20 protein-coding genes are annotated in these 20628 nt (G+C 67.9%); 13 read left to right on the top strand and 7 right to left on the bottom strand.

Features of this window, described 5'->3' with window-relative positions; translation table 11 throughout:
- Positions 1 to 53: 53 nt before the first annotated feature.
- Positions 54 to 1466 carry a Trk system potassium transporter TrkA gene (gene trkA / locus ACT6Y9_RS00630; RefSeq protein ID WP_295477091.1) on the top strand — a complete coding sequence of 471 codons (1413 nt, stop codon included), beginning with the start codon at positions 54 to 56 and terminating at the stop codon, positions 1464 to 1466.
- A gap of 16 nt (positions 1467 to 1482) precedes the next feature.
- Complete coding sequence (locus ACT6Y9_RS00625; protein WP_443743150.1) at positions 1483 to 2955, top strand: TrkH family potassium uptake protein; 1473 nt, start codon at positions 1483 to 1485, stop codon at positions 2953 to 2955.
- A 16-nt stretch (positions 2956 to 2971) separates the two neighbouring features.
- Here ACT6Y9_RS00625 and ACT6Y9_RS00620 read toward each other — a convergent pair whose 3' ends face one another.
- Entirely contained in the window at positions 2972 to 3367 is a 396-nt protein-coding gene (locus ACT6Y9_RS00620; RefSeq protein WP_443743149.1) for a DUF1840 family protein, read from the bottom strand.
- Positions 3368 to 3483: 116 nt separating this feature from the next.
- On the opposite strand from ACT6Y9_RS00620, the gene ACT6Y9_RS00615 reads away from it, so the two are divergent.
- From ACT6Y9_RS00615 to ACT6Y9_RS00600, 4 genes are read left to right on the top strand one after another with little or no spacing between them, the layout of a single operon-like run.
- Positions 3484 to 3900, top strand: coding sequence for a PTS sugar transporter subunit IIA (locus ACT6Y9_RS00615; protein ID WP_443743148.1), 417 nt, complete (start codon positions 3484 to 3486; stop codon positions 3898 to 3900).
- Positions 3901 to 3909: 9 nt separating this feature from the next.
- Complete coding sequence (locus ACT6Y9_RS00610; RefSeq protein ID WP_443743147.1) at positions 3910 to 4179, top strand: HPr family phosphocarrier protein; 270 nt, start codon at positions 3910 to 3912, stop codon at positions 4177 to 4179.
- A complete protein-coding gene (ptsP, locus tag ACT6Y9_RS00605) occupies positions 4176 to 6065 on the top strand; it encodes a phosphoenolpyruvate--protein phosphotransferase (protein ID WP_443743146.1) in 1890 nt (629 codons plus the stop codon). The genes ACT6Y9_RS00610 and ptsP overlap by 4 nt, the downstream gene beginning before the upstream one ends.
- 23 nt (positions 6066 to 6088) lie before the next feature.
- Positions 6089 to 6766: a YecA/YgfB family protein gene (locus ACT6Y9_RS00600; RefSeq protein ID WP_295477079.1), complete on the top strand. Its 678-nt coding sequence runs from the start codon at positions 6089 to 6091 to the stop codon at positions 6764 to 6766.
- Position 6767: 1 nt separating this feature from the next.
- Here the strand turns inward: ACT6Y9_RS00600 and ACT6Y9_RS00595 are convergent, their stop codons facing one another.
- Genes ACT6Y9_RS00595 through ACT6Y9_RS00585 form a run of 3 tightly spaced genes read right to left on the bottom strand, consistent with a single transcriptional unit; the run spans position 6768 to position 9610 of the window.
- Positions 6768 to 8108 (bottom strand): AmpG family muropeptide MFS transporter, encoded by a 1341-nt coding sequence (locus tag ACT6Y9_RS00595; protein ID WP_443743145.1) that lies wholly within the window; start codon positions 8106 to 8108, stop codon positions 6768 to 6770.
- Positions 8108 to 8818: a 16S rRNA pseudouridine(516) synthase gene (locus ACT6Y9_RS00590; protein ID WP_295477075.1), complete on the bottom strand. Its 711-nt coding sequence runs from the start codon at positions 8816 to 8818 to the stop codon at positions 8108 to 8110. The genes ACT6Y9_RS00595 and ACT6Y9_RS00590 overlap by 1 nt, the downstream gene beginning before the upstream one ends.
- Positions 8819 to 8833: 15 nt before the next feature.
- Positions 8834 to 9610 carry an exodeoxyribonuclease III gene (locus ACT6Y9_RS00585; protein ID WP_443743144.1) on the bottom strand — a complete coding sequence of 259 codons (777 nt, stop codon included), beginning with the start codon at positions 9608 to 9610 and terminating at the stop codon, positions 8834 to 8836.
- Positions 9611 to 9786: 176 nt separating this feature from the next.
- On the opposite strand from ACT6Y9_RS00585, the gene pyrE reads away from it, so the two are divergent.
- Positions 9787 to 10464 (top strand): orotate phosphoribosyltransferase, encoded by a 678-nt coding sequence (gene pyrE, locus ACT6Y9_RS00580; protein WP_443743143.1) that lies wholly within the window; start codon positions 9787 to 9789, stop codon positions 10462 to 10464.
- Positions 10465 to 10586: 122 nt separating this feature from the next.
- Here pyrE and gatB read toward each other — a convergent pair whose 3' ends face one another.
- Genes gatB through gatC form a run of 3 tightly spaced genes read right to left on the bottom strand, consistent with a single transcriptional unit; the run spans position 10587 to position 13841 of the window.
- Entirely contained in the window at positions 10587 to 12038 is a 1452-nt protein-coding gene (gene gatB / locus ACT6Y9_RS00575) for an Asp-tRNA(Asn)/Glu-tRNA(Gln) amidotransferase subunit GatB (protein ID WP_295477069.1), read from the bottom strand.
- A 34-nt stretch (positions 12039 to 12072) separates the two neighbouring features.
- Positions 12073 to 13527 (bottom strand): Asp-tRNA(Asn)/Glu-tRNA(Gln) amidotransferase subunit GatA, encoded by a 1455-nt coding sequence (gatA, locus tag ACT6Y9_RS00570; RefSeq protein ID WP_295477067.1) that lies wholly within the window; start codon positions 13525 to 13527, stop codon positions 12073 to 12075.
- A gap of 26 nt (positions 13528 to 13553) precedes the next feature.
- Complete coding sequence (gatC, locus tag ACT6Y9_RS00565) at positions 13554 to 13841, bottom strand: Asp-tRNA(Asn)/Glu-tRNA(Gln) amidotransferase subunit GatC (RefSeq protein ID WP_295477065.1); 288 nt, start codon at positions 13839 to 13841, stop codon at positions 13554 to 13556.
- A gap of 236 nt (positions 13842 to 14077) precedes the next feature.
- Here gatC and ACT6Y9_RS00560 point away from each other — a divergent pair, with 236 nt between their 5' ends.
- The 6 genes from ACT6Y9_RS00560 to ACT6Y9_RS00535 are packed head-to-tail and all read left to right on the top strand — an operon-like array spanning position 14078 to position 20503.
- On the top strand, positions 14078 to 15121 hold the full coding sequence (locus ACT6Y9_RS00560; RefSeq protein ID WP_295477063.1) for a rod shape-determining protein: 1044 nt from the start codon (positions 14078 to 14080) through the stop codon (positions 15119 to 15121).
- 8 nt (positions 15122 to 15129) lie between these two features.
- Positions 15130 to 16023 (top strand): rod shape-determining protein MreC, encoded by an 894-nt coding sequence (gene mreC, locus ACT6Y9_RS00555; RefSeq protein ID WP_295477061.1) that lies wholly within the window; start codon positions 15130 to 15132, stop codon positions 16021 to 16023.
- Complete coding sequence (gene mreD, locus ACT6Y9_RS00550; protein ID WP_443743142.1) at positions 16020 to 16547, top strand: rod shape-determining protein MreD; 528 nt, start codon at positions 16020 to 16022, stop codon at positions 16545 to 16547. Before mreC ends, mreD begins: the two co-directional genes overlap by 4 nt.
- A 27-nt stretch (positions 16548 to 16574) precedes the next feature.
- Positions 16575 to 18503, top strand: a complete 1929-nt coding sequence (gene mrdA, locus ACT6Y9_RS00545; RefSeq protein ID WP_443743141.1) for a penicillin-binding protein 2 — start codon at positions 16575 to 16577, stop codon at positions 18501 to 18503.
- Between the two features lie 6 nt (positions 18504 to 18509).
- A complete protein-coding gene (rodA, locus tag ACT6Y9_RS00540) occupies positions 18510 to 19622 on the top strand; it encodes a rod shape-determining protein RodA (RefSeq protein WP_443743140.1) in 1113 nt (370 codons plus the stop codon).
- 14 nt (positions 19623 to 19636) lie between these two features.
- Complete coding sequence (locus ACT6Y9_RS00535; protein WP_443743139.1) at positions 19637 to 20503, top strand: septal ring lytic transglycosylase RlpA family protein; 867 nt, start codon at positions 19637 to 19639, stop codon at positions 20501 to 20503.
- The last annotated feature ends 125 nt before the right edge of the window (positions 20504 to 20628 follow it).

Below are 20628 nucleotides of genomic sequence, written 5' to 3'. Positions count from 1 at the left end.
CGACCCGCCGGCCGCCGGCCTCCTCCTCCAAGGACGGCCGGCGCTTTTCTTTCATGAAGATCCTCATCATCGGCGCAGGCCGAATCGGCAGCTCCGTCGCCGAAAGCCTCGTCTCCGAAGCGAACGACATCACCGTCGTCGACCAGCATTCGGAAAACATCAGCTATCTGCAGTCGCGCTTCGACCTGCGCGGCATGGTGGGCGACGCACTCTCGCCGAAGCTTCTCGAGGAGGCCTCGGCGAGCGACACCGACATCCTGATCGCCGTCACCTCAAGCGACGAGACAAACCTCGCCGTGTGCCTGCTCGCCTCGCGGATCTTCAACATCCCGACGCGCATCGCGCGTGTGCGCAACGAGGAGCTGCGCGGCTACCCGCGGTTGCTCAAGGAGGAGGGTTTCGGCGCGACCACCATCATCTGGCCCGAGCTGGCGCTCACGCACTACCTCGTGAAGCTCATCGACATCCCCGAAGCGCTGCAGGTGCAGGAGTTCGCCGACGGCCGAGTGAGCCTCATCGCCGTCAAGGCGCAGGAGGGCAGCCCCATGGTGGGCGGCCCCATCAGCGAGCTCAATGCGCACATCCCCCACGCCTGCGCGCGCATCGCCGCGCTCTTCCGGCGCAACCAGTGCCTCTCGATCAATGCGCGCACGCTGATTGAGGCGGGCGACGAGGTGATCTTCGTCGCCGACACGCGCCACGCGCGGCTCGTCACCACGCAGATGCGCCGGCGCGCGAGCGCGACGCGCAGCCTCATCATCGCGGGCAGCCCCGCGATGAGCTCCGGCATCGTGCGGGCGCTCACCGAGGGCGACGAGCTCACGGGCGCCGCACCGACCTCGATCCGCGTGATCGAGGCGAACCGCCGGGACGCCGAAAACCTCGCCCTCGAGCTCGAGGGACGCGCAATGGTGCTCGACGGCGACTTCGACGACGAGGACACGCTCCTCTCGGCGGGCGTGGAGAGCTGCGACCTCTTCATTTCGCTCTCGGACGACGATGAAAACAACATCCTCTCGGCACTGCTCGCCAAGAAGCTCGGCGCCAAGCGCACGATCGCGCTCGTCAACCGCCGCATCTACGGCGAGCTGATCGAGGGCTCGCGCATCGACGTCACGGTCTCGCAGACCCAGGCGGCATTGGACGAGCTCATCCGCTACGTACGCCGCGGCGACGTCACCGCGGCCTACTCGCTGCGCCACGGCGTCGCCGAAGCGATCGAGTTCGTCGCGCACGGCACCCGCTCGAGCTCGCGCGTGGTCGGCCGGAAGCTCAACGCGCTCAAACTCCCCGCGGGGTGCACCGTCGCGGCGCTCATCCGCGGCGACGGCGATGAGACGAAGGTGCTCCTCTCGGACTTCGACTTCGAGGTCGAGCCCGAGGACCGCCTCATCATCTTCGTGCCCAACCGGCGCCTGATCCCCACCGTCGAGGAGTTCTTCGCGGTGGACGTGGGTTTCTTCTGAGGAAGGTCCGGCGGAAATGCTCAACACGCTCAGGGTGCTGCTCTTCCCGGTGCTCAACGCGCTCGGCCCGGTGCTCGCCGCGTTCGGCGCGCTGATGCTCGCGCCGGCCGCCTACAGCTGGACCGAGGTGGACGGCGCCGTCATGGACTTCCTCTGGGGCGCGGGCGTCACGACCCTCTCGGGCGTGCTCCTCTTCCTCATCTTCCTGCCCTTCCGCCGCGAGATGACCGCGCGTCACGGGTTCCTGCTCGTCTCGCTCTCCTGGGCGCTCATCGCGGCCTACGCGACGATTCCGCTGCTGCTCAACATGCCCGGGAAGAGCTTCGCGGAGATGTACTTCGAGACGATGTCGTGCCTCACGACCACGGGCGGGACGGTCCTCACGGGGCTCGACCACCTGCCCCACTCGATCAACGGGTGGCGGTGCTTCCTCTCCTGGCTGGGCGGCATGGGCCTGATCGTGCTCTCCGTGGCGATCCTGCCGCTCCTCGGCGTCGGCGGCGCGCAGATCATGAAGGCCGAGACGAGCGGTCCGCTCAAGGAGTCGCGCCTCACGCCGCGCGTCGCGGAGACCGCCCGGGCGCTCTACCTCATCTATTTCGGCATCTCGTTCGTCTGCGCGGTCGCCTACCACTTCGCCGGCATGCACTGGCGCGACGCGATCCTGCACATGATGACGACGGTGAGCCTCTCGGGCATCACCGCGCACGACGCGAGCTTCGGGTACTTCAGCAGCGACGCGGTGGACCTCGTCGCCGTGGTCTTCATGATCATCTGCGGGTGCAACTTTTCGCTGCACTTCGTCGCCTGGCGCCGCCGCAGCCCGTTCGCCTATCTGCGCGACCCCGAGGCGAAGGCCTGGGTGGAGCTCCTCGCCGTGCTCATCGTCTTCGCGACCCTCGTGCTCTATGCGCGGGGCGTCTATCCGAACCTCTACGAGGCGTTCGTGAACGCCGCCTTCTCCGTAACGAGCGCCGCTTCGACGACGGGCTTCGCGACGGTGGACTGGTCCGTGTGGCCGCTCGGGCTTCCGGTCGTCCTGCTCCTCTCCTCGGCCGTGGCGACCTGCGCGGGCTCGACGGGCGGCGGTCTCAAGATGATCCGCGTGATGATTCTCATCAAGCAGGCGCAGCGCGAGTTCACGCACCTGCTCTATCCGAACGCGGTGACGCCGCTCACGGTGGGCGGCAAGCACATCTCCAACAAGATCGCCTTCGCGGTGCTCTCCTACACGCTCCTCTGGGCGTTCTCGGTGCTGGGCGGCACCCTCGCGCTCCTCGCCACGGGCGCCCCGCTCCTCGAAGCGTGCTCCGCGTCGATCGCGAGCATCACGAACCTCGGCCCGGGCATGGGCGCGGTGGGGCCGGTGGGGACCTTCCAGGGACTCACCGACCTGCAGCTCGGCATTCTCACCTTCCTCATGCTCGCGGGCCGACTCGAGATCTTCACGGTCTTCGTGCTCTTCACCCGCGCCTTCTGGAAAAGCTGACCGGCAGGGCGGCGCCTCAGCGCCCGAGCTTCGTCCACATGACGGGCTTGTCGTGCCGGATGGCGCGCCGGATCATCTCCTGGAGCGGCACGATGCGCTGATAGAGCCGCACCGCATCCTCGCGGTGACGGTTCTTTTCCTCCTCCTCGCGGTCCGCCTCGCGCGCACGGATCTCGTCGTCATACGTGCCTTCACGCAGCCGGCGCTCGCGCTCCGCTTCGAGGGCCGCCGCCTTCGCCTTGTCCTCGGCCGCGGCGGCGTCAAGACGGGCGAGCACGTCGGGCAGATCCTCGGCGGCGAACGCCCCTTCGTCGCGGAAGGGCTCGTTGATCGACTTGAAGATCCTTTCGGCCGTCTCGCGGAAGAGGATGAAGGGCCCCGTAGCGACCGAACTGAATTGAATCAGAGACATGCGTCCACCTTTCTCTTGCGTTTAGACCGGTTTGCGGTCCTCAATTTGTTCCGGAGTCAATATTTCTGATGATAATATTCCGGAACGCAAATTTCATTGTATCGGAGCCAGATACCGTGCCGACCGGCATATGCATCATCGCCCACGCCCCGCTCGCGTCGGCGTTCAAGACCTGCGCCCAGCACATCTACAGCATGACGGGCGACAGAAAGGCCGAACGCGTGCTCGCCTACGACGTTCCCGCCGGCGTGGACATGACCGAGGGCGTCGCGTACGCGCGCCGGCTGATCGGCGAGCTGCTCGCGCACGCCGACGGCGTCGTGGTCTTCACCGACCTCACGGGCGCGACGCCGGGCAACATCGCACGGCAGCTCTTTGAGGACGGGCGCGTCTACGTCGTGAGCGGCACCAATCTCCCCGCGATCGTCTCCGCACTCTCCGCCGCGCCCGACGTTCCCGCCGGCCGCGTCGCCACGATGGCCGAAGCCGCTGCACGCGCAAGCCTCAGCTCGCTCATCGACCGCTGCGATTGACCCTCCCCCATGCTTCAGCAGACGCTCACCATCCGCAACAAGCTCGGGCTGCACGCCCGTCCCTCCGCCCTGCTCGCCAAGACCGCGGGCCTCTTCAAAAGCAGCATCACGCTCACTTCGGGCAGCCGCTCCGTGGACGCCAAGTCGATTCTCGGACTGATGACGATGGCGATGCCCTGCGGCACGGAGCTCACCATTTCGGCCGAAGGCCCCGACGAGAAGGCCGCCCTCGAGAGCATCGTCGAGCTCTTTGAAAACCGCTTCGGGGAAGAAGAATGACGCAGGCCATGAATCCCGAAGACGAGAAGAAGGTTGAAGAGGCCGAAGCCGTCGTCGAGACGCCCGCCCCCGTCGAGGAGGCCCCGCGCCTCAAGGGCCTGCGTGTCTGCCCCGGCGTCGCCCGCGGCATCGGCCTGCAGCTGAGCGCGAGCGACCTCGAGATTCCGCAGTTCCCGATCGACCAGTCGGATGTGCGCGGCGAAACGCAGCGCCTGCGCATGGCCGCCTCGTCCGTGGACAAGCAGCTCTCGGCGCTCTCCGAAACGCTCGAGGACGACGCGCCCGCCGAGGCCGCGGCCTTCCTCGACGTCTACCGCATGATCCTCAAGGATCCGACGCTCATCACGGAGACGGCGCGCCTCATCCGCGAAAAGCTCGTCAACGCCGAATGGGCGCTGTCGCTGCGCCTCGAGCAGATCCGCCGCGACTTCGAGCAGATCAGCGACGCGTACCTGCGCAACCGCTTCGAGGACATCACCGACGTCTTCCAGCGTATTCAGCGCGTGCTCGCCGGCCGGCGCTCCGCGACGAGCCTCCTCGAAGCCGAGGAGCTCGAGGACCAGGTGATCCTCGTCGCCGACCAGCTCGGCCCCGCGGACATGCTGCAGCTGCGCGAGCGCGACGACCTCGACATCGTCGGCATCGTGATGGAAACGGGCAGCGTCACGAGCCACTCGGCCATTCTCGCCTCAAGCTTCGGCATCCCGACGCTCGTGGGCGTTGAAAACGCCCTCGAGCGCATCGGCACGGGCCGCGAGATCCTCGTGGACGCCGACGCGGGCGTCGTGAACCTCTCGCCCTCCGACGAGGAGCGCAAGGCAGCGGCGCGCGCCATGCGTGCGCTCCGGCAGAAGAAGCGTAGCCTCGTGAAGCTGCGCGGCGAGGCGGCCGTGACCCGCGACGGCGAGCCCGTCGCGCTCTACGCCAACATTGCGCTCCCCGAAGACCTCCCCGAGGTGCGCAAGGCGGGCGCGGACGGCGTCGGTCTCTTCCGCACGGAGTTCCTCTTCCTCAACCGAGAGGACCTGCCGGGCGAGGAGGAGCAGCTCGACGCCTACCAGCGCGTGATCCGCGGCATGCGCGGACGCGTCACCACCACCATCCGCACGGCCGACCTCGGCGGCGACAAGATGCTCTCGCGCGAATCGCTCGCGCTTCTCAAGGGCGACATGGACGAGGAGGCCAATCCCGCGCTCGGACTACGCGCGCTGCGCTTCTCCTTCGCCCACCGGCGGCTCTTCATCCAGCAGCTGCGCGCCCTGATGCGCGCGGCCACCGCGGGCGAGGTGCGCCTGCTCCTGCCGATGGTCTCGTCGCCGGAGGACGTGCATGAAGTGCGCGCCTGCATGAAGGAAGCCGCCGCCGAACTCGAGGCCGAGGGGGTCAAGTTCCGCAGCGACATTCCGCTCGGCGGGATGATCGAACTCCCCGCGGCGGTCGCGGTCCTCGCGGACCTGCTGCCGCTTCTCGACTTCTTCTCGCTCGGCACGAACGACCTCGTGCAGTACACGCTCGCCGTGGACCGCACCAACGCGAACGTCTCGCGCTATTGCGACGAATGCCACCCCGCGGTGCTGCGCTTCATCGCCGAATCCATCCGCCGCGTCACCGCCGCCGGCAAGGAGATCTCCGTCTGCGGCGAAATGGCCGGCCGCGCGGACATGGCGCCCTTCTTCATCGGCCTCGGCTGCTCGGCGCTCTCCATGGACCCCGCGCACATTCCCGCCGTCAAGGAGCGCGTGCTTGCGCTCAACGCCGAGGAGTGCGAGGTCTTCGCCCGAGGGCTGCTGCGGCGCCGCACCGCCGCGAGCGTGCGCGAGGCGCTCAGCGAATTCGCCCAAAAGACAGCCGCGCAGCCCGAAGAGACGCCCGCAGCCCAATCCTGAACACGCCGTCCCGAGGACCCGAAATGACCAATCTGTACGACAAACCGCTCTCCGACGATGAATTCGTCGAGCTCGGCGAACTCCTCGCCGGCATCGAGGAGCCCTATGAATCGATGGAGCCCGACCGCATGGACGGCTTCCTCACGGCGATCGTGCTGCTCCCCGAACCGGTCGCGCCGAGCGACTGGATGCCGCTCATCTTCGACGAGGAGGGCCGCTCCGAAGCGGCGCTCGCCGACCCGAAGGCGCAGGAGCGCCTCGAGGATCTCGTCTACCGGCGCTACCGCGAGATCGAACGCACGCTCGCCGCCTGCAAACCGCTCGACCCGATCGTCTACGACGTCGAGGACGAGCGCGGCCGTCCCTTGGGCGGCTACGAAGCGATCGCCGCGCTCGAGCCCTTCGCGGCGGGCTTCCTCGAGGCGATGAACCGCTGGCCCGGCCTGCGCGAGACGGAGAACGACCTCGTTGAGAGCGCCCTCATGGGGGTGCTGCGCCATCTGCCCGAGGAGCTTGCGGGCGACATGCAGGAGGTGAAGGAGGAGCTCGAGTTCGAGAGCCCGCTTGAAAACCTCAAGCAGGCGACCGAGGATCTTGCGGAGAGCGTCGCCGAAATCGCCTCCGTCACCCGCGGCTTCAAGGCGCGCGAGGAGCGGCCCGCACGGCGCGCGCCGGCTGCGCACCGCCCCGGCCGCCGCTGATTCAGCCCCGCTTCGCGCCGGCACTCTGCGGCGCGAAGCGCATCACGGCCCAGACGAGCGCGAGCACGGGCAGCCCGATGGCCGCCGTGCCAATGAAGAAGCCCGAATAGCCGAGCGTCTCTACCGCCACACCTGAGAAGCCCGCAAGGAACTTCGGCAGAAGCAGCATGACGGAGCTGAAGAGCGCGTACTGCGTGGCGGAGTATCCCGCGCTCGTGAGTCCCGAGAGATAGGCGACGAAGGCCGCGCTGGCGAGTCCTGCCGCGAGGTTGTCCGCCGACACGGTTACCACGAGGAAGGCGAGGTCGGGGCCGATCCCGGCGAGCACGGAGAAGAGCAGGTTCGTGAGGCTCGAGAGGAGCGCGCCGACGAAGAGCACCCTCAGCACGCCCCAGCGCATCGCCGCGGCGCCGCCCGCGAAGGCCCCGAGCAGCGTCATCACCACGCCGAAGACCTTGCTCACGGCGGCGACCTGCTCCTTCGTGAAGCCCATGTCCTGATAGAAGGGGTTCGCCATCACGCCCATCACGACGTCGGAGATGCGGTAGGTGGCGATGAGGGCGAGCACGCAGACGGACATCCAGCCGAAGCGCCCGAAGAAGTCGAGGAAGGGTTCGGCGAGCGCCCGGCGCAGCCGCTCCGTCCAGGATCCCGGTGCACGTTCCGCGGCGCAGCGCGGCGCAGCAACCGTGGGTTCGGGCGAAAGGAGCGTCGCCGCAACGCCCACGAGCGCCGAGGCGCTCATCACGGCGTAGCTCGCCGTCCAGGCCGCTGGCAGATACCCCGGCGCGCCGTGCGCCGCCCAGGCGGCCAGCGCGAGCGCGCCCGCCCCGGCCCAGATCATGCCGAGCCGGTAGCCCGTCTGATACATCGCCGCATAGGCGGCCTGTCTTTCGGCGCCCGCCGACTCGATGCGGTAGGCGTCGAGCGCGATGTCCTGCGTCGCCGAGGCGAAGGCCGCGAGGAGCGCGGCCGCGGCGAAGGGGACGAGCCCCGCCTGCGGGTCGAGCCAGGCGAGCGCCCCGAGCGCGCAGACGAGGAGCGCCTGCGCGGCGAGGAGCCATGCCCGGCGCCGGCCGAGCGCCCGCGTGAAGACGGGAATGGGCATGCGGTCCACGAGGGGCGCCCAGACCCACTTGAAGCCGTAGATGAGCCCCACCCAGGAGAAGAACCCGATCGTCTTCAGGTCCACGCCCGCCTCGCGCAGCCGGAAGCCGAGCGTGCCGATCACAAGGAGAAGCGGCAGCCCCGAGCTGAAGCCGAAGACGGCCATGCGCAGCGCCCCGGGCTCGGCGTAGACACGCCACCCGGAGCGGCGCCCGGCCTCCGGAGCGGGCGCCATCAGCGCGCGCCTCCGCCGAGAAGCGTCTGCGCGCCGTCAAGCCAGCGCCATTCGCCGGGCGCGAGGTCCTCGGGCAGCGAATACGCCCCGACGCGGATGCGGTGGAGCGCGGCGACGCGGCTGCCGCAGGCGGCGACCATGCGCTTCACCTGGTGGTACTTGCCCTGCGAGATGACGAGCTCGAGCACGTTGGGGGCGAGCATGCGGGCGGACTTCGCGGCGACGGGCTTCGGATCGTCGTCGAGGACGACGCCCGCCATGAGCTTCGCGCAGTCCGCGTCGGTCAGCGGGCGGCAGAGCCGGGCGACGTAGACCTTCTCCACGTGCTTCTTCGGGTGCGTGAGCCGGTGCAGCAGCGCCCCGTCGTCGGTGAAGATGAGGAGCCCCGTCGTGTCCCAGTCAAGGCGCCCCACGGGCTGCACGCCGCGCTTTCTGAGGGGGCCGGGCAGCAGTCCCATCACCGAAGGATGGGCCGAGGGCTTCATCGAGCACTCGTAGCCCGCGGGCTTGTTCATGGCAATCACGACCTTTTCGCGCACGGGCCAGACCTGGCCGCGCCAGACGAGCTCGAGCCCCTCGGGGTCGAACGTCTGGTCGGGGTCCATGCAGGCGGTCCCGCCGATCGAGACGGCGCCCGAAAGCACGGTCTGACGGCAGTCGTAGCGCGTCCCGAAGCCCTGGGAGAAGAGAATGTCGGCGAGCGTCTTCATCACAATCGTCGGTCCTTATAGCGTGACGTCGTAGTCCACCCAGAGCGGGGCGTGGTCGGAGAACTTCTCCGCGGCGTAGATGTCCGTCGCGCGGGCGAGCGCGGCGATGCCGGGCGTGGCGAGCTCGTAGTCGATGCGCCAACCGACGTTCTTCGCGCGCGCCTGACCACGCTGGCTCCACCAGGTGTAGCGCTCCGGCCGGGGATCCAGGCGGCGGAAGACGTCCACCCAGCCCATGTCGTCGAAGAGCCGGTCGAGCCAGGCGCGCTCCTCGGGCAGGAACCCGGAGTGATCGAGGTTGCCCTTCCAGTTCTTGAGGTCGATTTCGCGGTGGGCGATGTTCACGTCGCCGCAGAGCACGACCTCGCGGCCGGCCTCCTTGAGCGAAAGCAGATGGGGCGCGAAGCGCTCGAGAAAGCGGTACTTGGCGGCCTGGCGCTCTTCGGACGAACTCCCCGAGGGGAAGTAGGCCGAGATCACCGTGAGGCGGCCGAAGTCGGCTTCGACGTAGCGCCCCTCGGCGTCGAACTCCTCGTCGCCCCAGCCCGTACGCACCGCCTGCGGCGCGATGCGCGTCCAGAGGCCGCAGCCGGAGTAGCCCTTCTTCTTGGCGCAGTGGAAGAACCCTTGGTAGCCCGGAAGTCGGCGGATCTCCTCGGGGAGGTCCGCCTCCTGGGCCTTGAGCTCCTGCACGCACAGCACGTCGGCGTTCTGCCGGGCGAACCAGTCGAAGAACCCCTTTTTGGCGGCCGAACGGATGCCGTTGGCGTTGAAGGTGAGGATGCGCAGCATGGTCGTCGTCTCGGAAGGATGAAATGAAGTTCGGCCGGCCGCGCCGGAACAAGTTTCTATAATTTCCGGATTCATTCCCGCGGGCTGCGGACGATCCGCAGACTTCGGCCGTTGGAAAAGACTGAAGATTCTAGCCGCCCGCCGCATTCAACCCCACGTTCTTTCGAGCCCTTGTCATGCAAACGACCAAGCAGCAGTTCATCGAATTCGCTCTCGACGCGGACGTCCTCCGCTTCGGTGAGTTCAAGACCAAGGCGGGCCGCCTGTCGCCCTACTTCTTCAACGCCGGCCTCTTCAACACCGGCGCCCTGCTCGACCGCCTCGGCGCCTTCTACGCGCAGACGCTTCTGGCGGCGCGCGACGCGGGCCGCATCGAATTCGACATGATCTTCGGGCCGGCCTACAAGGGCATTCCGCTCGCCGCGAGCGTGGCGATGAACCTCGCGCGTCTCGGCTGCGACGTGCCCTGGGCCTTCAACCGCAAGGAGGCGAAGGACCACGGCGAAGGCGGCACGATCGTGGGCGCGCCCCTCAAGGGCCGCGTCGTGATCATCGACGACGTCATCTCCGCGGGCACCTCGGTGCGTGAGTCCGTGAAGATCATCGAGGCCGCGGGCGCCGTTCCCTCGGGCGTGCTGATCGCGGTGGACCGCCAGGAGCGCGGCGGCACGGCCGACGCCCCCACGGAGAGCTCCGCCGTTCAGGACGTTGAGAAGACCTTCGGCCTGCACGTCGCCTCGATCATCAACCTGCACGACCTGCTCGCCTTCATGGACGGTCCGTCCGAAAAGGCGAAGGCGGTCGCCTCCTTCCGCCCGGCGGTCGCGGCCTACCGCGAACGCTACGGCGCCTGATCCGGACGGCTTCTGCGCGGGGACGGTTCCACGTGGAACCGTCCCCGCGCCGCCTGCAAAAAAGCCCGGGAATCCCCTCGAGGGACCCCGGGCTTCTTCATGCCTCAGCGGACGGCGGAGCGTCAGCCGGCGATGCGCTTGCGCAGCAGCGCGTTGAGCTGGCCCGGGTTGGCCTTGCCCTTCGTCGCCTTCATGCACTGGCCGACCAAGGCGTTGAGCGCCTTCTCCTTGCCGGCCTTGAACTCATCGACGGACTTCTGGTTCTTCGTGATCACCTCGTCCACGATCGCCTCGAGGGCTCCCGCGTCGGAGATCTGCTTGAGGCCCTTCGCCTCGATCACGGCGTCCACGTCCTTGCCTTCGCCCGACCAGAGCGCGGTGAAGACCTCGCGCGCGCCCTTGTTGGAGATCGTGCCGTCGGCGATGCGGCCGATGAGCTTCGCGAGAAGCGCGGGCGTGACGGGCGCGGAGGCGAAGGTGAGGCCCTCGGTCTGATTGACCGCGGCGGCGACTTCGCCCATCACCCAGTTGGCGGCGATCTTCTTGTCCTTCACGCCGTCGGCGACGGCGACGTAGTAGTCGGCGATGTCGCGGCCGCCCGTGAGGATGGTGGCGTCGTACTCGGAGAGGCCGAAGTCCTTCATCAGACGGACGCGCATTTCATCGGGCAACTCGGGCATTTCGCTCTTCACGCGGGCGATCCACTCGTCGCTCACCTCGAGCGGCAGGAGATCGGGATCCGGGAAGTAGCGGTAGTCCATCGAGTCCTCCTTCGTGCGCATCAGACGCGTCTCGCCCTTGTCGGGGTCATAGAGGCGCGTCGCCTGCACGATCTTGCCGCCGCCCTCGATGATCTCGATCTGGCGCTCGACCTCGTAGTTGATCGCCTCCTCGAGGAAGCGGAAGGAGTTGAGGTTCTTGATCTCGCAGCGCGTGCCGAACTTCGTCTCGCCCATGGGGCGCACGGAGACGTTGGCGTCGCAGCGGAAGTTGCCTTCCTGCATGTTGCCGCGGGACATGCCGAGCCAGACCACGAGCGCGTGGAGCGCGCGGGCGTAGCCCACGGCCTCCGCAGCCGAGCGCAGCTCCGGTTCGGTCACGATCTCAAGGAGCGGCGTGCCGGCGCGGTTGAGGTCGATGCCGGAGTGGCCGTGCACGATGCCGTGGACGGACTTGCCGGCGTCCTCCTCTAGGTGCGCGCGCGTAAGGTTGATCGTCTTCATGTAGGGCTCGCCGTTCTTCGGCTCGACGGCGAAGGTGAGCTTGCCGCCCACCACGATCGGCAGCTCGAACTGGCTGATCTGGTAGCCCTTCGGAAGGTCGGGATAGAAATAGTTCTTGCGGTCGAAGACCGAGTGGTTCGCGACGCGCGCCCCGATCGCGAGGCCGAAGCGGATCGCGCGCTCGACCGCACCGCGGTTGAGCACCGGGAGCGCGCCCGGCAGGGCGAGGTCCACGTAGCAGGCGTTCACGTTGGGCTCGTCGCCGAAATGGCAGGGCGCGCCCGAGAAAATCTTGGAATGGGTCGAGAGCTGAACGTGCGTCTCAAGACCGATGACAACTTCCCACTTCATTTTTGACAGCATCCTTTCCTGATCGCGCGGTTTCTCAATAACCCGCCGGGCGGCGCTGGTGCCAGTCGGTGGCGCGCTGCCAGGCGTGGGCGAGCTGCAGGAGGCGCGCTTCCGTGAAGTGCTCGCCGAGCAGCTGCAGGCCGATCGGACGGCCGTTCGAGTGGATGCCGCAGGGCATCGCCACGCCGGGCAGGCCGGCGAGCGAGGCGGGCACCGTGTAGAGGTCCGAGAGGTAGGCCGAGACCGGATCGGCGTTGGCGCCGAAGTCGTAGGCCGTGCCCGTCGAGACCGGGCAGGCGATCGCGTCCACGCGACGGAACGTCTCGTGGAACTCCTGGGCGATCAGGCGGCGCACGCGCTGCGCCTTGAGGTAGTAGGCGTCGTAGTAGCCGTGCGAGAGCACGTAGGTGCCGATCATGATGCGGCGCTTCGGTTCGGCGCCGAACCCTTCGTCGCGCGAGCGCTTCATCATGCTCTCGATGTCGGTGTACTCGGCGGCGCGGTGGCCGTAGCGCACGCCGTCGTAGCGCGAGAGGTTCGTGCTCGCCTCGGCGCAGGCGACGACGTAGTAGACCGGGACGCCGAGCTTCGCCATCGGCAGCTCTATGTCCACGATCTCGGCGCCTTCACGGCGGTAAAAGTCGAGCGCCGCGTCGATCGAGGCGCGCACTTCGGCGTCGAGCCCCTCGCCCATCCAGGAGCGGGGCACGCCGATGCGCATGCCCTTCACGGGCTTCTCGAGATCGCGCGTGAAGTCCTCGGCGGGCATGTCCACGCTCGTCGAGTCCCAGGGGTCGTGGCCGACCATGGAGCCGAGAACAAGCGCGCAGTCCTCGGCCGAGTGCGCGAGAAGGCCCGCCGTGTCGAGCGACGAGGCGAAGGCGATCATGCCGAGGCGCGAGGGACGCCCGTAGGTGGGCTTCATGCCCGTGACGCCCGTGAAGGAGGCCGGCTCGCGGATGGAGCCGCCCGTGTCGGTGCCGGTGACGATCGGCGCGAGGCCGGCGGCCACCGCGGCGGCCGAACCGCCCGAGGAGCCGCCCGGGACGGCGTTGGCGTCCCAGGGGTTGCCCACGCGCCCGTAGGCGGAGTTCTCATTGCCCGAGCCCATCGCGAACTCGTCGCAGTTGAGCTTGCCGAGGCAGACCATGCCGGCCGCCTTGAGCTGGCGCACGACCGTGGCGTCAAAGGGGCTCATGTAGCCCTCGAGCATGCGGCTCGCGGCGGTGGAGGCCCACTCCTTGGTGACGAAGATGTCCTTGTGGGCGATCGGCACGCCCGCGAGAGGACCGGCCTTGCCTTCGGCGATGAGACGGTCGGCGGCCTCGGCCTGCTTCAGGGTCTCTTCGGGACGGACGTCGAGGAAGGCGTTGAGGGACTTGTGCGCCTCGATGCGCTCAAGGTAGCCGCGGGCGAGCTCGACGGCGGACACCTCGCGGTTCATAAGCCGCCGGGAGAGCTCGGCGACGGAGACGAATGCATTTTCCATGATGGCGTATCTCTTCTCGGAGAGCGTTATTCGATCACCTGCGGCACGAGGAAGTACCCCTCGGACTGCTCCGGGGCGTTCTTCATGTTCTCGGCGCGGTGATTGCCTTCGGTGACGAGGTCTTCGCGCAGACGCTCGACGCCGTCGTGCGGATTGGGCATCGGCTCGACGCCGTCGGTGTTGACGGAGCGGATCTCCTCGATCATCTGGAAAATGTCATTGAGCTCGTCCTGCATGACTTTGATCTGCTCTTCAGAAATGTCGATGCGGCCGAGATCTGCGATGCGGCGGATGTCGCCAGCGCTTAAAGGCATAGTGGCGTCTTCAGGAAACTGGAGGAATGAAATCAAGGGGACGACGGAAGGGGATCCGTCGGGCGGGTTCTCGTAACAACCCAACACACATGGCCCGCCGGTGGCGCCGGGCGGGCAACTCCTTGATGAAGGTGAGTTAGTTTATCATTGGTAGTTTGTGCGTGCGGCGCCTTCCAAAGCCTTGGGGCGCCCGTCTTCTGCCTGCCCGCGCGGGGCGATTTCACAGCGAAAAAACGATGTTCGGATTCTTTCGTAACTACTTCTCCAACGATCTCGCGATCGACCTCGGCACGGCCAACACGCTGATCTACGTTCGCGGGAAGGGCATCGTCCTCAACGAGCCGAGCGTCGTGGCGATCCGCCAGGAAGGCGGTCCCAACGGCAAGACCACCATCCACGCCGTGGGCAAGCAGGCCAAGCAGATGCTCGGCCGCGTCCCGGGCAACATCAGCGCCATCCGGCCGATGAAGGACGGCGTGATCGCCGACTTCACCGTCACCGAGCAGATGCTCAAGCAGTTCATCCGCATGGCGCATCCGTCGAGGCTCTTCGCGCCGAGCCCGCGCATCATCATCTGCGTGCCGTGCGGCTCCACCCAGGTCGAGCGGCGCGCCATCAAGGAGAGCGCCCTCGCCGCCGGCGCCTCCGAGGTCTACCTGATCGAGGAGCCGATGGCCGCCGCGATCGGCGCGGGACTTCCCGTCAACGAAGCCGCCGGCTCGCTCGTGGTGGACATCGGCGGCGGCACGACCGAGGTGGGCCTCATCTCCCTTGGCGGCATGGTCTACGCGGGCTCGATCCGCGTGGGCGGCGACAAGTTCGATCAGGCGATCATCAACTACATCCGCCGCAACTTCGGCATGCTCATCGGCGAGCCGACCGCGGAGCTGATCAAGAAGAAGATCGGCTCGGCCTTCCCGGGCTCGGAGATGATGGAGATCGAGGTGAAGGGCCGCAACATCGCCGAAGGCGTGCCGCGCACCTTCACCGTGCACTCGAACGAAGTCCTCGAGGCGCTCTCCGAGCCCCTCAACCAGATCGTGGTCGCCGTCAAGAACGCCCTCGAGAAGACGCCGCCCGAACTCGGCGCGGACATCGCCGAGCACGGCCTGATGCTCACGGGCGGCGGCGCGCTGCTGCGCGACCTCGACCAGCTCCTCAAGGAAGAGACCGGCCTGCCCGTGCACGTCGCCGAAGAGCCCCTCAACTGCGTCGTGAAGGGCTGCGGCATCGCGCTCGAGAACATGGACAAGCTGCGCACCGCCTTCGCCGTCGGCTGATCCCGCAGATGGCCTACGGTGCGCCGCCGCTCTTTCGTCAAGGCGTCTCCGCGAGAGCGCGCTTCCTCTTCTTTCTGATGCTCTCCCTGGCGGCCATCCTCGTGGACGGCCGCCTCAAGGCACTCGACGGCGTACGGAGCACCATCGTGAGCTTCACCTCCCCCGTGGTGGAGGCAATCGGCATGCCCGCGCGGTGGGTCGGGAGCGCCGAGGGCTACTTCATGAGCAAGCGGCGCCTCAACGAGGAGGTGCAGCGCCTCTCGCACGAGAACCAGCTCCTGCAGCTCAAGGCCGCCCGCTACGAGGAGTTCCAGCAGGAGAACGAGACGCTGCGGCGCCTCATCTCCGCCGTCCCGCGCACCGCAGACAAGGTCGCCACGGCCGAGGTGATCGGCCGCATCACCGATCCGTTCTCGCGGCGCATCCAGCTCAACATCGGCGCGCGCGAAGGCCTCGCCGTCGGCATGCCCGTGATCGGGCCCTTCGGCGTCCTCGGCCAGGTCTCGCGCGTCGTGAACCGCCTCTCCGAGGTGACGCTCATCAGCGACCACACGCTGAGGATCTCCGTCGTCAACCGCCGCACCGGCGCCTTCTTCATTCTCGCGGGCACGGGCGAAGACGAGCTCTCGGTGCTCTTCGCGCTCCCCTCGGCCGACATCCGCGCGGGCGACGAGCTCGTCACCTCCGGGCTCGACCACCTCTTCCCGAAGCAGATTCCCGCCGCGGTGGTGCTCGGCGCGGGCTACCAGCCGGGCGAACCCTATCAGCGCGTCACGGCCCGGCCCGCCGCCGACCTCGGGAGCGTGCAGTTCGCCACGGTCGTGCTCACCAATCCCAATCCTGCCGCGGAGCTCGATGAGACCGCGCCCGCCTCGCGTTTTGAAAGGAGGTCCCGTCGATGAAGGGCGACTCATCCATCCCCTCGCTCGAGCAGGAACCCGGCGCCGGGCGCCTCGCGCACCCCGCGTCCGGCTGGTGGGTGCTCTTCACGTTCCTCGCCGCGTTCGTGCTCAGCATCTCCACGGCGCAGTGGTTCTGGATGCCGAACTTCCTCGCGCTCACGATCGTCTTCTGGACCCTGCGCCAGCCCGAGAGCGCCGGCATGACCGTCGCCTTCTGCTGCGGCATCCTGATGGACGTGATCAACGGATCGGTCCTCGGGCAGCAGGCGCTCGCCTTCGTCACGCTCTGCTACTTCACGACGACGCTCGCGCGCCGCATGGCCTGGTTCAACCTCGTCGGGCAGAGCCTGCACCTGCTGCCGCTCCTCCTGCTCTCGCAGGTCCTCGTGATGCTCGTGCGCCTCTGGTTCGACGGCCTGTGGCCGGGCTGGGAGTGGTTCCTCTCGAGCTTCACGGGCACGCTCATCTGGCCCGTCTGGTCGAAGCTCCTCGTGCCGCGCGAATCCCGCGCGGTTTCGCTCTGACCCGCCGCCTCGACGGAGACTGAGGCGATGGCGCTCGAATCCCTCGAATTCAAGGAGGCCGACAAGGACGTCGGTCCGTTCCGCCGCAGGCTCGTCTTCGCCTTCGGCCTGGTGGTGCTCTGCCTCACGATCCTCCTCGGACGCCTCGCCTGGCTGCAGATCATCCGCCAGGACGCCTATCAGCAGCGCGCCGAGCAGAACCGCACGGTAACCACGACGACGCAGGGCTCGCGCGGGCTGATCTTCGACCGCAACGGCACCCTGATCGCGGGCAACCGCCTCGCCTGGTCGCTCGAGATCACGATCGACCAGACGGCCGAGCCGGTGGACCGGCTCATCGACCGGCTCTGCGCAGTCATCACCATCACGCCGGCGGACAGACGGCGCTTCCGGCGGCTGCGCGAGGACCTCAACCGCTACGACGGCATTCCGATCCGCACCGACCTCACCGACGAAGAGGCCGCGGTCTTCACCGGTCAGCGCTGGCGCTTCCAGGGCGTGGAGCTCAATCAGCGCGAGCACCGCATCTACCCCCTGAAGGCGCTCGGCAGCCACATCACCGGGTACGTCGGCTCGCTCTCGCTCGCCGACAAGTCGCGCCTCGAGGCCGAAGGGCTCCTCGAGCTCTATCAGGGCGAGCGCGAGATCGGCAAGGTGGGGCTTGAGCGCAGCTACGAGAACGACCTGCACGGCACGCCCGGCCACGAAACCCTTGAGATCACCGCGGGCGGGCGCTCCGTGCGCACGCTCGACCTCGTTCCGGCCCGCCCGGGCAAAAACCTGACGCTCACGGTGGACATGAACCTGCAGCGGGTCGCCGAGGAGGCGATGAAGGGCAGAACGGGCGCCGTGATCGCGATCGAGCCGAAGACCGGAGGCGTGCTCGCCTTCGCGTCGCTCCCCACCTACGACCCGAACCTCTTTCCGGGCGGCATCGACCCGGACTCGTGGAACTACCTCACCACGTCGCCCGAAAAGCCGCTCCTCAACCGCGCGATGCGCGGCATCTACCCGATCGGCTCGACCTACAAGCCTTTCATGGCGCTCGCGGGCCTCGAGCGCGGCGCCGTGACGGCCGACTACATGCTCAACGACACGGGCGTCTTCCAGGTGGGCAACCACAAGTTCCGCGACGTCACGGGCTCGCCCAAGGGGCTGCTCAACCTGCGCCGGTCGATCGCCATCTCGTCCGACATCTACTACTACTGGCTCGCCACGCAGATCGGCGTGGACGGCATCTACGACTTCATGCGGCAGTGGAAGTTCGGCCAGAAGACCGGCATCGACCTCGTGGGCGAACAGCAGGGCAACCTGCCCAACCGCGAATGGAAGGAGCGGCGCATCAAGGAGCCCTGGTACCTCGGCGACACGCCTTCTCTCGGCATCGGCCAGGGCTACAACGCCTTCACGCTGCTGCAGCTCGCCCACGCCACGGCGACGCTCGCCAACCGCGGCGTCGTCATGACGCCGCACCTCGTCGCCTCCGTCGAGGATCCGATGACGGGCGAGGAGCGCCGGATCGACGCGGAGCCCGAGGGACGGATTCCGCTCAAGCCCGCCAACATCGACGTCGTGATCGCCGGCATGGAGGACGTGACGCGCATCGGCACGGCGCGCACCGTCTTCCAGGGCGCGCCCTACAGCGCCGCCGGGAAGACCGGCACCGCGCAGGTCGTGAGCATCGCCCAGGACGCGAAGTACGACGAGAAGAAGGTCGCGCGCCAGCACCATGACCACGCGCTCTTCATCGCCTTTGCGCCCGCGAAGAACCCGCGCATCGCCCTCGCCGTCCTGGTTGAGAACGGCGGCTTCGGCGCGCGGGCCGCGGCGCCCGTGGCGCGCACGATGATGGACTACTGGCTCACGGGAGAGAACACGCTCGGCCTGCCGCCCCCGAAGGGCGTGCCGCTCGTCAAGCCCAAGCAGGAGCCCAAGCGCTCCGCCTCCGCAAGGTGACCCGCGATGAAGAACGAATTTGAACGCCTCGGAGCGCTCTCGGGCCGGTGGCTCCTTTCGCGCGTCATGCGCTTCGACATCATGCTGCTCGCCATCGTGATGTGCCTCGTCACGGCGGGCTTCATCACGCTCTTCTCGGCGGGCTACTCCTTCCCTTGGCGCATCGAGGACCAGATCCGCAACATCGTCGTCGCCGCCGCCGCCATGTTCGCCGTCTCGCTCGTGCCGATGAAGTGGATCGAGCGGATTTCGCTGCCGTGCTTCATCATCGGGTGCCTGCTGCTTCTCGCGACGGCCGTCGTCGGCGTCACGGTCAAGGGGGCGACCCGCTGGCTCAACGTCGGCGTGCGCATCCAGCCCTCGGAGCTCATGAAGCTCGCCGTGCCGATGATGCTCGCCTGGTACTACTGGAAGCGCGGCGACGCCGTCACCTGGTGGGACCACTTCGCCGCGCTCGCCCTGCTCGCCCTTCCGGTCGCCTTCATTCTCAAGCAGCCCGACCTCGGCACGTCGGTGCTCGTCACCATCGCCGGGCTCTCGGTGATCTTCTTCGCCGGCGTGAGCATGAAGCTCGTCGTGGCCTGCGCGTGCCTGCTCGTCCTCTCGCTGCCGCTCATCTGGACGCTCATGCACGACTACCAGCGCGAGCGGATCATGACGCTCCTCGACCCGACGCTCGACCCGCTCGGCAAGGGCTTCCACATCCTGCAGGCGCTCATCGCCATCGGCTCGGGCGGCCTCACGGGCAAGGGGTGGATGGAGGGCACGCAGGCGCACCTCGACTTCATCCCCGAGCGCACGTCGGACTTCATCTTCGCCGTCTTCGGCGAGGAGTTCGGCTTCGTCGGCGCGGCGCTCCTGATCGCGACGTACCTCGCGCTCGTCGCCCGGAGCTTCTACATCGCCGCGTACGCGCCGACGCGCTACGCACGGCTCCTCGCGGGCGCGATCGGCGTGATCTTCTTCACCTACACCTTCGTCAACATCGGAATGGTGAGCGGCATCCTGCCCGTGGTGGGCGTGCCTCTGCCCTTCATGAGCTACGGCGGCACGGCGCTGCTGATTCTCGGCATCTGCACGGGCATCCTGCTCTCCATCTCCGCGGAATCCAAAGACTAGGAGGCGGCCGGACCATGCGGCGCAGCAAACTCATTCTTCAGACCGCCATCGCCGGAGCGGCGCTCGCACTTGTTCTTTCTGGATGCTCCACCGGCTCGCGCTACTACGGCAACGACGGGCCGCCCGCCGTCCTCACCGGCTCGGGAGCACAAAGCGCCGAACCGCGGGTGGAGCCCTTCCGCACGGCGGCGAACAAGCCCTACACGGTGCTCGGATCGCGCTACACGCCGATCACCACGGACTCGCCGCTGCGCGAGCGCGGCACCGCCTCCTGGTACGGCAAGCAGTTCCACGGCAACAAGACCTCGACGGGCGAGATCTACGACATGTACAAGGCGACGGCGGCGCATCCGACGATGCCGCTGCCCTCGTACGCGCGCGTGACGAACCTCGAGAACGGCCGCTCGATCATCGTGCGCGTCAACGACCGCGGCCCCTTCCTGCACAACCGCATCATCGACCTCTCCTACGCGGCCGCGAAGACGCTCGGCTACTCGAGCGCCGGCACCGCCCGGGTGGAGGTCTCGCGCCTCACCTGGGATGAGATCCGCTCCGGGTCGTGGCGAACGGGCAAGAACTCGACCCCGGTCACGGCACCCACGTGGACCGCTCCCGCGGCCAATGCGGGCATCAGCGCTCCGCAGGCGGGCTGGGGCGTGCAGATCGGCTCCTTCTCGCAGGAGGCGAACGCGAGGAGCTACGCCGCGCATGCGCAGGCGGTGCTTGAAGCGGCGGGCGACGCGCATACGGTGCGCATCGTGCGCGACGGCGCGCTCTGGCGCGTCGTCGCCGGCGGCGGCCTGACCCGCGACCGCGCGGCCGAGGCGGCCCGCTCCGTCGGCCAGACGCTCGGCGTGAGCGCCTTCAGCATCCAGAAGTAGTCCGCCGGGCATAGGATTGTCGGGCCAAACCGCGGCGCCGAAGGCGCCGCCAAGCAGAGGTTTCAGCAACGTCAATAACCCCTGCCTAAAGGCAGAGGCTTGAAAGAGCCTTTATTGACTAGCCT

The sequence above is a fragment of the Sutterella sp. genome, assembly GCF_052272535.1.
GTDB lineage: Bacteria > Pseudomonadota > Gammaproteobacteria > Burkholderiales > Burkholderiaceae_F > Sutterella.
This window is presented reverse-complemented; position numbering and strand designations above follow the sequence as displayed.

Excerpts from the sequence above, each read along its gene's own strand:
- pyrE (WP_443743143.1), top strand. The coding sequence starts at position 9,787 with ATGCAAACGACCAAGCAGCAGTTCATCGAATTCGCTCTCGACGCGGAC.
- gatB (WP_295477069.1), bottom strand. The coding sequence starts at position 12,038 with ATGAAGTGGGAAGTTGTCATCGGTCTTGAGACGCACGTTCAGCTCTCG.
- ACT6Y9_RS00625 (WP_443743150.1), top strand. The coding sequence starts at position 1,483 with ATGCTCAACACGCTCAGGGTGCTGCTCTTCCCGGTGCTCAACGCGCTC.
- mreD (WP_443743142.1), top strand. The coding sequence starts at position 16,020 with ATGAAGGGCGACTCATCCATCCCCTCGCTCGAGCAGGAACCCGGCGCC.
- ACT6Y9_RS00585 (WP_443743144.1), bottom strand. The coding sequence starts at position 9,610 with ATGCTGCGCATCCTCACCTTCAACGCCAACGGCATCCGTTCGGCCGCC.
- gatA (WP_295477067.1), bottom strand. The coding sequence starts at position 13,527 with ATGGAAAATGCATTCGTCTCCGTCGCCGAGCTCTCCCGGCGGCTTATG.
- gatC (WP_295477065.1), bottom strand. The coding sequence starts at position 13,841 with ATGCCTTTAAGCGCTGGCGACATCCGCCGCATCGCAGATCTCGGCCGC.
- ACT6Y9_RS00590 (WP_295477075.1), bottom strand. The coding sequence starts at position 8,818 with ATGAAGACGCTCGCCGACATTCTCTTCTCCCAGGGCTTCGGGACGCGC.
- mreC (WP_295477061.1), top strand. The coding sequence starts at position 15,130 with ATGGCCTACGGTGCGCCGCCGCTCTTTCGTCAAGGCGTCTCCGCGAGA.
- ptsP (WP_443743146.1), top strand. The coding sequence starts at position 4,176 with ATGACGCAGGCCATGAATCCCGAAGACGAGAAGAAGGTTGAAGAGGCC.
- ACT6Y9_RS00620 (WP_443743149.1), bottom strand. The coding sequence starts at position 3,367 with ATGTCTCTGATTCAATTCAGTTCGGTCGCTACGGGGCCCTTCATCCTC.
- trkA (WP_295477091.1), top strand. The coding sequence starts at position 54 with ATGAAGATCCTCATCATCGGCGCAGGCCGAATCGGCAGCTCCGTCGCC.
- mrdA (WP_443743141.1), top strand. The coding sequence starts at position 16,575 with ATGGCGCTCGAATCCCTCGAATTCAAGGAGGCCGACAAGGACGTCGGT.
- ACT6Y9_RS00535 (WP_443743139.1), top strand. The coding sequence starts at position 19,637 with ATGCGGCGCAGCAAACTCATTCTTCAGACCGCCATCGCCGGAGCGGCG.
- ACT6Y9_RS00610 (WP_443743147.1), top strand. The coding sequence starts at position 3,910 with ATGCTTCAGCAGACGCTCACCATCCGCAACAAGCTCGGGCTGCACGCC.
- ACT6Y9_RS00600 (WP_295477079.1), top strand. The coding sequence starts at position 6,089 with ATGACCAATCTGTACGACAAACCGCTCTCCGACGATGAATTCGTCGAG.
- rodA (WP_443743140.1), top strand. The coding sequence starts at position 18,510 with ATGAAGAACGAATTTGAACGCCTCGGAGCGCTCTCGGGCCGGTGGCTC.
- ACT6Y9_RS00560 (WP_295477063.1), top strand. The coding sequence starts at position 14,078 with ATGTTCGGATTCTTTCGTAACTACTTCTCCAACGATCTCGCGATCGAC.
- ACT6Y9_RS00595 (WP_443743145.1), bottom strand. The coding sequence starts at position 8,108 with ATGGCGCCCGCTCCGGAGGCCGGGCGCCGCTCCGGGTGGCGTGTCTAC.